General features: G+C 74.6%; 12 protein-coding genes and 1 riboswitch. Of the genes, 2 read left to right on the top strand and 10 right to left on the bottom strand.

All coding sequences use genetic code 11. The features are described from left to right. Nucleotides 1–80: 80 nt before the first annotated feature. The 6 genes from AB0F01_RS23560 to bioB all read right to left on the bottom strand — a co-directional run bounded on the left by AB0F01_RS23560 (nucleotide 81) and on the right by bioB (nucleotide 8,023). Entirely contained in the window at nucleotides 81–2,648 is a 2,568-nt protein-coding gene (locus tag AB0F01_RS23560) for an ABC transporter permease (RefSeq protein WP_362099092.1), read from the bottom strand. Between the two features lie 4 nt (nucleotides 2,649–2,652). Beyond that, nucleotides 2,653–3,516, bottom strand: coding sequence for an ABC transporter ATP-binding protein (locus AB0F01_RS23565; protein ID WP_362099095.1), 864 nt, complete (start codon nucleotides 3,514–3,516; stop codon nucleotides 2,653–2,655). Nucleotides 3,517–3,887: 371 nt separating this feature from the next. Then, nucleotides 3,888–4,625: a methyltransferase domain-containing protein gene (locus AB0F01_RS23570; RefSeq protein ID WP_362099098.1), complete on the bottom strand. Its 738-nt coding sequence runs from the start codon at nucleotides 4,623–4,625 to the stop codon at nucleotides 3,888–3,890. A gap of 114 nt (nucleotides 4,626–4,739) precedes the next feature. Then, entirely contained in the window at nucleotides 4,740–5,456 is a 717-nt protein-coding gene (gene bioD, locus AB0F01_RS23575; protein ID WP_362099101.1) for a dethiobiotin synthase, read from the bottom strand. A 1-nt stretch (nucleotide 5,457) separates the two neighbouring features. Continuing rightward, nucleotides 5,458–6,738 carry an adenosylmethionine--8-amino-7-oxononanoate transaminase gene (locus AB0F01_RS23580; RefSeq protein ID WP_362099104.1) on the bottom strand — a complete coding sequence of 427 codons (1,281 nt, stop codon included), beginning with the start codon at nucleotides 6,736–6,738 and terminating at the stop codon, nucleotides 5,458–5,460. Continuing rightward, complete coding sequence (gene bioB / locus AB0F01_RS23585; protein ID WP_362099107.1) at nucleotides 6,731–8,023, bottom strand: biotin synthase BioB; 1,293 nt, start codon at nucleotides 8,021–8,023, stop codon at nucleotides 6,731–6,733. Before bioB ends, AB0F01_RS23580 begins: the two co-directional genes overlap by 8 nt. Before the next feature lie 146 nt (nucleotides 8,024–8,169). On the opposite strand from bioB, the gene AB0F01_RS23590 reads away from it, so the two are divergent. Further along, nucleotides 8,170–9,297 (top strand): 8-amino-7-oxononanoate synthase, encoded by a 1,128-nt coding sequence (locus AB0F01_RS23590; RefSeq protein ID WP_362099110.1) that lies wholly within the window; start codon nucleotides 8,170–8,172, stop codon nucleotides 9,295–9,297. A 43-nt stretch (nucleotides 9,298–9,340) separates the two neighbouring features. On the opposite strand, the gene AB0F01_RS23595 is transcribed toward AB0F01_RS23590, so the two are convergent. Further along, a complete protein-coding gene (locus tag AB0F01_RS23595) occupies nucleotides 9,341–9,565 on the bottom strand; it encodes a DUF397 domain-containing protein (protein WP_362099112.1) in 225 nt (74 codons plus the stop codon). 9 nt (nucleotides 9,566–9,574) lie between these two features. Further along, complete coding sequence (locus tag AB0F01_RS23600; protein ID WP_362099115.1) at nucleotides 9,575–10,435, bottom strand: helix-turn-helix transcriptional regulator; 861 nt, start codon at nucleotides 10,433–10,435, stop codon at nucleotides 9,575–9,577. A 209-nt stretch (nucleotides 10,436–10,644) separates the two neighbouring features. Between AB0F01_RS23600 and AB0F01_RS23605 the strand changes: the two genes are divergently transcribed. Next, complete coding sequence (locus tag AB0F01_RS23605) at nucleotides 10,645–11,103, top strand: ATP-binding protein (protein ID WP_362099117.1); 459 nt, start codon at nucleotides 10,645–10,647, stop codon at nucleotides 11,101–11,103. A gap of 67 nt (nucleotides 11,104–11,170) precedes the next feature. On the opposite strand, the gene AB0F01_RS23610 is transcribed toward AB0F01_RS23605, so the two are convergent. After that, a complete protein-coding gene (locus tag AB0F01_RS23610; RefSeq protein WP_362099120.1) occupies nucleotides 11,171–11,767 on the bottom strand; it encodes a DUF6328 family protein in 597 nt (198 codons plus the stop codon). Nucleotides 11,768–11,870: 103 nt separating this feature from the next. Further along, nucleotides 11,871–12,344 (bottom strand): C40 family peptidase, encoded by a 474-nt coding sequence (locus tag AB0F01_RS23615; protein WP_362099123.1) that lies wholly within the window; start codon nucleotides 12,342–12,344, stop codon nucleotides 11,871–11,873. A gap of 3 nt (nucleotides 12,345–12,347) precedes the next feature. Then, nucleotides 12,348–12,550: riboswitch (cyclic di-AMP (ydaO/yuaA leader) on the bottom strand. Nucleotides 12,551–12,721 lie beyond the last annotated feature (171 nt).

Raw genomic sequence — 12,721 nt, forward strand, 5'->3', positions numbered from 1 at the left:
CGCGGACGGGGTTTCCACGATCCGGACCACCCCCGCCGGGTGTGGGGGCGGCCGTGTCCGGGCGGCGCGCCGACGGGCGCTCAGTCGTGGGCGATGGCCTCCAGGACGTTCATCCGGGAGGCGCGCAGCGCCGGCAGCAGGGCCGCCGCGACGCCGATCAGGGCCGAGCCCACCACCACCGCGACGATGGTGGTCCAGGGCACCGCGAACGCGGTCAGACCCTCCAGGGCCAGCACCCGCTGCACGCACACGCCCCACACCAGTCCCAGCGCCAGCCCCAGCACCGCGCCGAAGACCGCGATCACCACCGACTCCAGCCGGACCATCCGCCGCAGCTGGCGCCGCGACAGCCCGATCGCCCGCAGCAGCCCGATCTCCCGGGTGCGCTCGACCACCGACAGCGCCAGCGTGTTGACCACTCCCATCACCGCGATGACGATGGCCAGCCCGAGCAGTGCGTAGACGAGGTACAGCAGCACCGCGATCTGGTCGTGCACCAGCTCCTTGTAGTCGGCCTGATCCCGCGCCCGGACCTGCGGATAGGGCTCCAGCGCCGTCTCCAGGCGGTCGCCCAGGGTGCCGGCGTCCGTGCCCGGCGCCGCGTTGACGTACAGGGCGGAATCCAGACCGCCGGGCAGGTACCGCTCGACGGTGGCGATGCCCAGGAACAGCCCGCCCCGCATGCCGAAACCCTCGCCGCCCGCCATGCCGGTGAGGGCGGCCACCGTCAGCTCGGCGCGCCGCCCGCCGGGGAACTCGACCGGCACGGTGTCGCCGACGCGCACGTCGTGCTCCGCGGCGAAGTCCGCGTCCATCGCGAGGTTCCCGTCCGCCAGGGCCGCGGCGGTGTCACCGCGCGTGTACGTCACGTTGGCGACGTCGTCGACCCCGTCGTCGTACCCGGCGGCGGTCGTCTCGATCCGCCGGCCGTCCGGCAGCCGCACGGCCAGCGGGGCGAACCGCTGCCGCACCACCCGGCCCACACCCTCGGTGTCCCGCACCCGCTCGGTCAGCTCGGGGGTGAACGGCAGCAGGTTGGCGTTCTGCACGACGAAGTCCGCGCCGAGCGTCCGGTCGATCTGCTCGTCGAAGGACCGGGACATCGAGGCGCCGGCCACCGACATCCCACCCACCAGGGCCAGCCCGACCATCAGGGCGGCGGCCGTGGCACCGGTGCGGCGCGGATTGCGCAGAGCGTTGCGCCGGCTCATCCGCCCCACCGCGCCGAACAGCACCGGGAAGGCGGCACCGAGCACCCGGATCACCGGACGCACCAGCAGCGGCCCCGCGACGACCGTGGCGACCAGGGTGAGGAACACACCGACCCCCAGCAGCAGCGCCGCCGTGGACGTCTCCCGCGCCACCGCGCACCCCGCGAGCGCCGCGACGCCCAGCGCCCCCAGCACCGCACCGGCCACCGCGCGGGCGCGCAGCGGCCGGCCCACCCCGGCGACCTCGGCGTCCACGAGCGCGGCCATCGGCGACACGCCCGCCGCGCGGCGGGCGGGAAGGTAGGCGGCCACGAAGGTCACGCCGAGCCCGACGGCGTAGGCGGTGACGGGAGTGGCCCACCCGATGACCATCTCGGCCGCGTCGAGGTTCATGCCGACCAGGCTCATCAGCCCGATCAGGCCGTAGGCCAGGCCGATCCCCGCCGCCAGCCCCAGCGTCGACCCCACCAGGCCGAGCAGCACGGCCTCGGCGAGCACCGAGCGGCGCACCTGACGCCGGTCGGCGCCGAGCGCCCGCAGCAGCCCCAGCTCACGGGTGCGCTGGGCGATCAGCATCGAGAACGTGTTGACGATCAGGAACACGCCCACCAACACGGCGATCCCGGCGAAGCCGAGCATCACGTACTTGATCACGTCGAGGAAGCCGCCGAGCTGTTCCGCGGACGTCCGCGCGGTCTCGTCGGCCGTGCGCACCGTGTAGGGGCCGGGCCCGAGTTCGGCGGCGACCCGCTGTTTCAGCACCTCGTCGGACACGCCGGGCGCGGCCGTGAGGGAGATACCGGTCGCCAGGCCGGCGGAGCCGAGCAGCTCGGCCGCAGCCACCTCGGGGTCGAGGAAGACCAGGGCCGCGCCCGGGTTGGTGGTGGTGAAGGTGGCGATGCCGACGATCTCCACCCGGAACGAGCCGGGCCGGGCCTGGATCGTCAGCGTGTCGCCGATCTCGACGCCCTTGGCGTCGGCGGTGTCCGCGTCGAGCACGGCCTGTCCGGGGCCGCGGGGGGCGCGGCCGGAGGTCAGCTCCACCACGCTGTGCTCGCTGAGGTGCCAGTCCACGGCCAGGGTGGGCGCTCCGGTGGTCGACCCCAGCGACCGGTTCCCGGCGTCCACCACCGTGATGTTGCCGGCCTCCACGTCCGCGTGTCCCGCCGCGACGCCGTCCACCCGGGACAGCCGCTCGGCGAGCGAGGCCGGCAGGGTCCGCAGCGCGCCCGTGGGCACGGAGGACTCCAGGTCCTCCCGGGGTGTCACGGTCACGTCGGCGGACGAGGAGGCGAAGAGGCGGTCGAAGGTGCGGGAGACCGTGTCGGAGAAGATCAGGCTGCCCGCGACGAATGCCACCGACAGCATGACGGCCAGCGCCGACAGCAGCAGCCGGCCCTTGTGCGCGAGGAAGCTGCGCAGCGTCGCCTTCAGCACGGGCTCAGTCCTCGCCGCCCGGTCCCGCTCCGGCAGGGGCGGTCCCGTCGGCGGAAGCCGGTCCCGGCGGACGGCCCGCGCCGTCGGGCCGGGCGCGGATCACGTCGAAGCGCTTCATCCGCTCCAGCACGGCGTCCGCCGTGGGCCGCGCCATCTCGTCGACGATCCGGCCGTCCGCCAGGAACAGCACCAGGTCCGCGTGGGCCGCGGCGCCCGGGTCGTGGGTGACCATGACGACCGTCTGGCCGAGCCGGTCCACGGCCTCGCGCAGCATGCCCAGCACCTCGAGCCCGGCCCGCGAGTCGAGGTTGCCGGTCGGCTCGTCGGCGAAGATCAGCTCGGGCCGGGACGCCAGCGCCCGCGCGCAGGCCACCCGCTGCTGCTGACCGCCGGACAGCTGCGCGGGCCGGTGCGTGAGCCGGTCCCGCAGCCCGAGGGTGTCGATCACCTGCCGGAGCCACTGCTCGTCCGGCTTCTGGCCGGCGATGTCCATCGGCAGCGTGATGTTCTCCCGCGCGTTCAGGGTGGGGATGAGGTTGAACGACTGGAACATGAACCCGATCCGGTCGCGGCGGATCCGGGTCAGCTCGCGGTCCTTCAGCCCCGTGATCTCGGTGTCCCCGATCCACACCCGGCCCGCCGAGACGGTGTCCAGCCCGGCCAGGCAGTGCATCAGGGTGGACTTCCCCGAGCCCGAGGGACCCATCACGGCGGTGTACCGGCCGCGCACGATGTCGACGTCCACCGCGTCCAGGGCGAGCACGGCGGTCTCGCCCGATCCGTACGCCTTGGTCAGGCCGCGGGCGCGGGCCGCGACCCCGTCGGCCGACGCCCGGCCGGGTGCGTGCTGCGCAGTCGGTGTGGACAAGGCCGCCTCCTCGGGGTGGGGTGCACGCGCGGGACCCGTCTCGACCGTCTCGACCGGAACGTGCCGTGCGCCCGAGGGTAATGTGACGCGGCCCACAGCCGGTATCCCTCCGGGGCGCGGGTCGGCCGCCGCGCGGGGCGTCCGCCCGGTCCCGCCGGCGGGCGGTACCCGGCGGGCGCACACGGGCGCCGGTGGCCCCCGTGTCCCGCACCCCCCCAGGGAGGGCCACCGGTCCGCGCGGCGGGCGGGGCGTACGCCGGGGGACGGGCCGACCGCCCTTGGACGCTGCGTCCGGGAGCCCCGACGCCCCGACGCCCTGACGCCCCGACGCCCCGCGCTCAGCGCCCCGGGGACGGACCGGGCCGGTCCGGTCAGCTTCCGCCCGGCGGTCCGGACGGCCCCGTGGTGGCGTCCGCCGCGTCCGCCACGTCCGCCGGCGGCCGCCATGCCGTGCCCAGGGAGCAGAACGAGGCGGGCAGCACCGGCCCTCCCTCCGGCATCAGCATCCGCCGGTAGGGGCCGAGCACGAACCCGGCCTCGCGCAGCGCCGCCACCGGGTCACGCGACAGATGACAGCCGCCCGCCAACGGCGGGTACACCGTCCGGTCCAGTGCCCGCTGGGTGAACCGCATCGCCCGGCCGCCGCCGCTGCCGTGCTCGAAGAACCGCACCTCACCGCCCGGCCGCAGCACCCGCCGGAACTCCGCCAGCGCCCGCGGCACGTCCCGCACGCTGCACAGCACCAGCGAGACCACCACCGCGTCGAACGCCTCGCTCTTGACCGGCAGCGCCTCCGCGGCGCCCGGCGCCACGTCCACCGGGACCCGGGAGCGCAGCGCCGCCTCCACGGCCAGGGAACGCAGCCGGCGCTCGGGCTCGATGGCCACCACCTCGGCGACCGTGCCGGGGTAGTGCGCGAAGTTCAGGCCGTTGCCCGCACCGACCTCCAGCACCCGGCCGGACAGCCCGGCGAGCAGCCTGCGCCGCACCCGGGCCATGCCGATGCGGGTCTCGGCCGCGACGCTCGCCCGGGCGTACCAGCGGGCGAAGAGCGGATGGTGCACGCAGTCCTGGAGCCGGCCGGCGGAAGCGGCGGACCGTGGGCGCATGAGGACCTCCCGGGACGGGGCCGACGGGCGCGCAGGCCGCGGCCGGCGCGCCCGTACCGCAATTCTCCCCCGCGCGGGGCGTCCCGCACCCCGCTCGGGACCCGCCGGTCCGGCTCAGGGAGCCTCGCGGGTCCCGAACGCCTCCGCGTCCCAGGTGCCGTGCAGGCGCGGCGCCAGCCAGCCGGGGGCGGCCGACCGGAAGGCGTCGGGGGGCAGCCCGGCCGCACCGGCCGGCACCGCCCCCAGCAGGGGCACCCCGCTCACCTCCGGCAGGTCCGCCAGGTTGCAGCGGGCCGCCAGGTCCGGGGAGGCGGGCCAGCTGCCGATGACGACGCCCGCCGGCTCCAGGTCCCTGCGGCGCAGCTCACGCACCGTCAGTTCCGTGGCGTTCAGCGTGCCGAGGCCGGCCGACGCCACCACCAGCACCGGGGCCGCCAGCAGCCCGGCCGCGTCCGCGAGGGTGCCGCCGGCCGGGTCGAACCGCACGAGCAGGCCGCCCGCGCCTTCCACCAGCACCAGGTCGTGCCCGGCGGCCAGCTTCTCCGCCCGTTCGGCGACGTCCGCCGGACGCACCGGCGTCCGTCCGGCCCGCCGCGCCGCCGTGGCCGGGGCGAGCGGTTCGGGGTAGCGGTCCGTCTCCTCCGCCGTCACCGCGCCGGCCAGCCGCAGCACCTCCTCGACGTCGCCGGGCTCGCCCGGCCGCACACCGGTCTGCGCCGCCTTCAGCACCGCCACCGACCGGCCGGCCGCCACCGCGGCGGCGGCCACCGCCGCGGTCACCACGGTCTTGCCGACCTCTGTCCCGGTGCCGGTCACCACCAGTACCGTCATGTCAGCCCACCTCGGCGGCGGCGCGGACCGCACGCGTGATCCGCGCCAGGTCGACGTCGTGCGTGACGAACGGGGGCATGGTGTAGATGAGGTCGCGGAACGGCCGCAGCCAGACGCCCTCACGCACCGCCGCGGCCGTCGCCGCGGCCAGGTCGGCCTCGTGGTCGAGCTGGACCACGCCGATGGCGCCGAGCACCCGCACCTCGCGCACGCCCGGCAGGTCCGCCGCCGGTGCCAGCCCCTCGCGCAGCCCCGCCTCGATCCGCTTCACCTCGGCGAGCCAGTCCTGCCCGAGCAGCAGCTCGACCGACGCGCAGGCCACCGCGGACGCCAGCGGGTTGCCCATGAACGTGGGCCCGTGCGCGAGCACCGGCACCTCACCGCGCGAGATGCCCTCGGCCACCCGCGCCGTGCACAGCGTCGCCGCCATCGTCAGGTAACCGCCGGTCAGCGCCTTCCCCAGGCACATCACGTCCGGGGTCACGGCCGCGTGGTCCGCCGCGAACAGGGCGCCCGTGCGCCCGAACCCGGTCGCGATCTCGTCGAACACCAGCAGCACGCCGTGCTCGTCGCACGCCTCCCGCAGCACCCGCAGGTAGGCGGGGGAGTGGAACCGCATCCCGCCCGCGCCCTGCACCACCGGCTCCACGACCACCGCGGCCAGCTCCGCCGCGTGCCGCGCGATCAGCTCGCGCAGCCCCTCGGCGTACGCCTCGTCGTACTCCGCGGGCGGCGCCCCGGCGAACACCTGCCGGGGCAGGACACCCGCCCACAGCCCGTGCATCCCGCCCTCGGGGTCGCACACCGACATCGGCTGCCAGGTGTCCCCGTGGTAGCCGCCGCGCCAGGTCAGCAGCCGGTGCTTCTCGGGACGGCCGAGCGAACGCCAGTACTGCAGGCACATCTTGACGGCGACCTCGACCGAGACGGAGCCCGAGTCCGCGAGGAAGACGTGCTCCAGGCCCTCGGGGGAGATGTCGACCAGGAGCTTGGCCAGCCGCACCGCGGGCTCGTGGGTGAGCCCGCCGAACATCACGTGGCTCATCCGGCCGAGCTGCTCGCGGGCCGCCTCGTTGAGGACCGGGTGGTTGTAGCCGTGGATCGCCGACCACCAGGACGACATGCCGTCGATCAGCTCACCGGACCCGTCGGCGAGCCGCAGCCGCACCCCGCTCGCCGACTCCACGACGAGCGGTTCCTGACGGCCCGGCATGGGCCCGTACGGGTGCCAGACGTGCCGCCGGTCCAGCTCCAGCAGCTCGGCGACCGGCCGCTCAGGCATTGGGAGCGAGGTCGGTTCCGGCCCCCCGGCGGCGGACGGCGACCAGGTCCGGGCGCGGTTCCTCGGCGGGCCGGGCGGCCTCCGCGGCCGGGGCGCCGCAGCTGTGCCCGTCCGTCCCCGTCCCGCAGCCGCCCGTCCCGGAGGCGGCCGTGCCGCACACCGTGTCACCGGCCGGCGCGGAGCCGCACGTCCCACCGGAGCCATGTCCGCCGCAGGAGCCGCCCGTCCCACCGGAGCCGTGCCCGCCGCAGCCGTCGCCCGTCCCACCGGAGCCGCCGCCCGTCCGGTGCTCCGGCAGCGTCACCCGGTCGGTGCCCTCCACCTCGAACCCGGCGTCCGCGATCATCTCCAGGTCGGCGCGGCCCGCCTGGCCCTCACTGGTGAGGTAGTCGCCCAGGAAGATCGAGTTGGCCAGGTGCAGCGCCAGCGGCTGCAGCGTGCGCAGGTGCACCTCACGGCCCCCGGCGATGCGCACCTCGACGTCCGGGCAGACGAACCGGGTCATCGCCAGGATCCGCAGACAGCGCTGCGGGGTGAGGTTCCACTCGCCGGCCAGCGGGGTGCCCTCGAAGGGGATCAGGAAGTTGACCGGAACCGAGTCCGGGTCCAGCTCGCGCAGCGAGAACACCACGTCGACGAGGTCCTCGTCGCTCTCGCCCATCCCCGCGATGAGCCCGGAGCAGGCCGACAGACCGGCCGCGTGCGCCTTGCGCACCGTGTCCACCCGGTCGGCGTACGTGTGGGTGGTGGTGATGTCCCCGTAGGTCGCCTCGGAGGTGTTCAGGTTGTGGTTGTAGGCGTCCGCCCCGGCCTCGCGCAGCCGCTCCGCCTGGCCGTCGGAGAGCAGCCCGAGGCAGGCGCACACCTCGACGCCCTCGTTCTGTTCCTTGATGGCCTTGATGGTGTCCGAGACCCGGTCGACGTCCCGGTCGGTCGGGCCGCGTCCGCTGGCGACCAGGCACACCCGCTTGGCGCCGCCCGCCAGGCCCGCGGCCGCCGCCTGCGACGCCTCGTCCGGCTTCAGCCAGGTGTACTTCAGGATGCCGGCGGTGGAGCCGAGCCGCTGGGAACAGTAGGAGCAGTCCTCGGGACACAGGCCCGACTTGAGGTTGACCAGATAGTTGAGTTTCACGCGGCGCCCGAACCAGTGCCGCCGCACCTTCCCGGCCGCGGCCACCACGTCGAGCAGCTCGTCGTCGGACGTCCCGAGGACGGCCAGAGCTTCCTCGCGGGTCGGCGTCTCGCGCCGAAGCCCCTTGTCCACCAGCGTGTTCAGCAGGTCCATGGGAGCCGATCCTGTCCTACTCGGCGGCCCCGGGCCAAGGAGGCTTCGGACAACAGAGCCGCTTGGGCGTGTGGGTATCGCCACACCGTGGTGCCGGGTCCGTCCCGCTAGGGTCTGTGCACTGCCTACAAAGGAGCGGAGGGCCGATGGCGTTCGGCTGGATCGACGCGCAGGCGCGTACGCGCCGCCGGGCCGGACTCGTCAGGACGCTGCGTCCGCGCCCCGCCGACGCGCCGCTGGTCGACCTGGCGAGCAACGACTACCTGGGCCTGGCCCGCCACCCGGAGGTCACCGAGGGCGCGGCGCGGGCCGCCCGGACCTGGGGTGGCGGGGCGACCGGTTCACGGCTCGTCACCGGCACCACCGAGCTGCACGCCGAACTGGAACACGAACTGGCCGAATTCTGCGGACACGAGTCGGCGCTGGTCTTCTCGTCCGGCTACGCGGCCAACCTCGCCGCGGTCACCGCGCTCGCCCCGCACGGCTCCCTGATCGTCTCCGACGCCGGCAACCACGCCTCCCTCATCGACGGCTGCCGGCTGGCCCGCGGGTCCACGCAGGTGGCGGCGCACGCCGACCCGGAGGCCGTGCGCAAGGCGCTGGCGGGACACGACGGGCCGGCCGTCGTGGTCTCCGACACCGTGTTCTCCGTGGACGGGGACGCCGCCCCGCTCGCCGGCCTCGCCGCGGCCTGCCGCGCGCACGGCGCGGGTCTGGTGCTCGACGACGCGCACGGGCTGGGGGTGGTCGGGGCGGGCGGCCGGGGGGCACCGCACGCGGCGGGGCTGGCGGGCGCCGCCGACGTCGTCGTGACCGTCACCCTGTCCAAGTCGCTCGGCAGTCAGGGTGGCGCGGTGCTCGGCCCCGCCCGGGTGACGGAGCACCTGGTCAACACGGCACGGACGTTCATCTTCGACACCGGTCTCGCCCCCGCGGCGGCGGGAGCGGCCCTCGCGGCCCTGCGGCTGCTGCGGCGCGAACCGGAGCGCGCAGCGCGGGCGCACGGTGTGGCGCGCGAGCTGCACGCCCGGCTGACGGCGGCGGGCCTGGACGCGGTGCGTCCCGACGCCGCGGTCGTCTCGGTCCGGGCTCCGTCCCCGGAGCAGGCCGTGCGATGGGCGGCCGACTGCCGGGCGGCCGGTCTGTCCGTGGGCTGCTTCCGTCCTCCTTCCGTGCCCGACGGCGTGTCACGGCTCAGACTGACCGCCCGTGCGGACCTGTCCGGGGCGGAGATCGAACGTGCTGTGCGGGTCATCGGCGCCACGCGGCCATGAGTCGGCGGGACACGGCCGTGCGTCGCCCGTGGGGCGGGTCCGTTCAGCGGGTCCCGGCGAGGAAGCGCGTCCAGCTCCGGCGGGAGAAGAACAGCGCGGGTCCGGCGGGGTCCTTGGAGTCGCGCACGGCGAGCAGTCCGGCCCAGGGGCCGGCGGCCGGCCGGGCCGTCTCGACGCAGTTGTTGGCGCCCGTGCTGTAGCTGCTGCGCAGCCAGCTCACCCCGTGCAGGGAGGTGCTGGAAGCGATGGTCCGAGGCGGTGCGGGCATCGTGCCTCCTTACCCGCCGGCGGCTGTCCCGGCGATGAAATCCAACGAGTCCTCGGGTGACAGGGCGTGGATCGACAGGGCCTCGAAGGCCTCCGAGTACGCCCGGAGGTCTTCTTTCCGCTCCAGATGGAGGCTACTCGTCAAGTGGTCGAGGACCACCACATCCAAGTCGGATGTGCGCCTGAACGAAAAAATGACGAAAGGACCCGTCACCCCGATGTGCGCCCCGGCGGTGAACGGCAGCACCTGGAGCCGTACGTGGGGCAGCCGTGCGGCCTCGACCAGCCGGTTCAGCTGGCGGGTCATCACCCCCGGGCCGCCGACCCGGCGGCGGAGCACGGCCTCGTCCAACACCGCGCGCAGCTGCAGCGGGTGGTCCGCCAGCAGCACGTCCTGCCGGGCCAGCCGCACCTCCACCAGCGTGTCGAGCCGCTCCTCCGACACGCCCTCCAGGGTGGCCCGGGTCACCTCCCGGGCGTACTCCGGTGTCTGCAGCAGGCCCGGGACCACCGTGGTCTCCAGGGTGCGCATGGCACCGGCCTGCGACTCCAGGCTGATGAAGTCCCGGTAGGTGGGCGGCAGTACGCCGCGGTAGGCGTGCCACCAGTGGTGCCGCCCATCGGCGTCACCGGTGCCGGCCAGCAGCATCAGCAGGTCCCGCAGCTGGGGGTCGCCCACCCCGTAGGCGTCCAGGAGCAGCCGCACGTCGGCCGGTTTCACCCCGCTGGTGCCGGTCTCGATGCGGCTCACCTTCGACTGGTGCCAGCCCACCAGCGCGGCTGCCCCGCCACTGGTGAGTCCCGCCGCGGTGCGCAGCGCGCGCAGCTCGGCCCCCAGTTTCCGGCGCCGCACCACGGGACCGTGCTGCATCGTCTCCCCCTACTCCCCGCGGGCCGTCCAAAAACGCTCGCCCGTGGCAGAGTTCACCGCTTCGAGCGACAGATATATGCATATCCCGGTGGATCGGCACCCTTCACCCCGCGGTGGTGGCAGTCTGGCGACGAAGCACCAGTGCGGGACCGTACTCCAACCAGCCGCTCCGTGTCGGACCGCGGTCCCGTGGAAAGGGACGACGCGCCATGGCAGACCACCTGGAATCATCCGTCACTCTGCCGAGCGATCCCGCCTCGGTCTCCGCGGCCCGCACACATGTGGCGGACGCGCTCGCCCAGTGGGGCATGCCGGCCGGCGCGGAGGTGGCCGAAAGCGTCCGGCTGATCGTCTCCGAACTGGCCACCAACGCCGTGCAGCACACCTTCGGCCAGTCACCGACCTTCCGGGTGGACGTGGGCCTCGTCCGTGACGAGCGGCTGTACGTGGCCGTCACCGACAGCCATCCCCGGTTCCCCCGGAGGCTGCCCGCGGCCGTCCAGCAGGACAACGGCCGGGGGCTGGTCATCATCCGGTGGCTGACCGCGGAGTGCGGCGGCCGGCTGCGGGTCCGGCCCACCGGGGAGGGCGGCAAGACGGTGTCCGTGGAGCTCCCGTGGGCCGTGCCGGCGGAGTCGGTCCCGGCGGCGGGGCAGCAGGAACCGTAGACGGCGGCGCCGGCCGAGGGGCCGGGCGGTACGGCCCCGCTCGGGGGGCGACGCCACCGCGCGGAGGTCAGCGGCCCCGTGCGGCCCTGCGCGGGGCGGGCGGACGCAGGCCGGACGGCCGCCTAATGGTGTCCCGCAGGGGCTCCGCCCGCGCCGGGGACGTCGCGGGGCCCGTGCGGCCGCCCCCGGCCACCGCGCGGCCCACCCTGCGGGGCAGCACTCCCCACAGCCCGACGCAGACGACGAACGTCCCCGCCCCGGCGGCGATCCCGCCCGCCCGGTTGGTGGTCACGTCCACCACCAGCATCACGGCACCGCTGAAGGCGAAGACGAGGACCACGAGGCCGCAGGTCGCCAGCCGCGAGGAGACCTGCACGATCAGCGGCTTGGCGCCCTGCTGGAACAGCGAACGGTGCAGCGCCGCCGGGGCCGTGAACAGCGCGGCGGCCAGGACGGCCAGCAGCAGGGTGGTGACGTAGGTGGCGCGCTGCACCGTGTCGAGCGAGGTGAAGCGCGAGGTGAAGGCGAGCGACAGCAGGAAGGCGAACAGGATCTGCACGCCCGTCTGGGTCACCCGCAGTTCCTGGAGGAGCTCGACGAAGTTGCGGTCGGCGCGCTGCAGCGGGGTCTCGCCGCGCGCCGTGCAGGGGGGATGCTCGGCCATCCCGAACGCGTAACCCGCAACGGCCGTCTCATGCCGGTCCGGGCCCCTCGACCGCAGGGCCCGGTGGGGGCGGCGGCTCTCCCGATGCCGCCGCCCCCACGCGTCACTTCACCCGGCCGTACCAGACACTGCCGGTCCAGATCTTCTGCAGACGCACCACGTCCCCGGTCTTCGGGGCGTGCCAGAGCTTGCCCTTACCGGCGTAGATGCCCACGTGGTAGACGTTGCGGCCCGAGTGGAAGAACACCAGGTCGCCCGCCTTGCGGTTCTTGGCGGAGATGTGACGCGTCTTGTTGTACTGCTGGGCGGCGGTGCGCGGGAGCTTCTTGCCGGCCTTCTTGAACGCGTACTGGGTGAGCCCCGAGCAGTCGAACCGGTTCGGGCCGGTGGCTCCCCACCGGTAGGGCGCGCCCTTCTTGGCGGCGGCGACCTTCAGGGCCTTGGTGCCGTGGCCGGCGGCGGCGGCCTCCGTGGCGGCGCCCGGGACCGCGATCGAGCCGCCCACGGCGGCGAGGGTGAGGGCCGAGGCCGTGCCGGCCCGGACCATGAATGACGGGACACGATTGAGCGCAGACATGCGCAACCCTTCGTCAGCCGCCTGTGAAGGATGACCTGTCGGATTCGGGCTGGCGAAGTTGCCCGGCCACACGTGTGCGGCTTCACCCCAAGGACTGCTCGGACCTGACGGCCCGGCAACCCGTCGTGCTGGGTCCTCCACTCCTGCCGATCCACTCCGTGTCGACCGGTCATCCGGGCGGCGGCAGGACTCGGCGTCCGCCCGGATCGCCCCGCCGCGGCGGCGGGGTCTTGTCGTCAGTCAGGGATCTTGGCTCATGCAGTGCCCGATTTCCCAACGGAACCTAGGGTTTGTGTTGTTACTCACCACTCACCCGTTCGGGTGGACACCTGTGCGTTCGAGGCGGCGTCACCGTCGGGGAGGAGCCCCGGACCAGC

Source organism: Streptomyces sp. NPDC029526 (assembly GCF_040637405.1).
GTDB lineage: Bacteria > Actinomycetota > Actinomycetes > Streptomycetales > Streptomycetaceae > Streptomyces.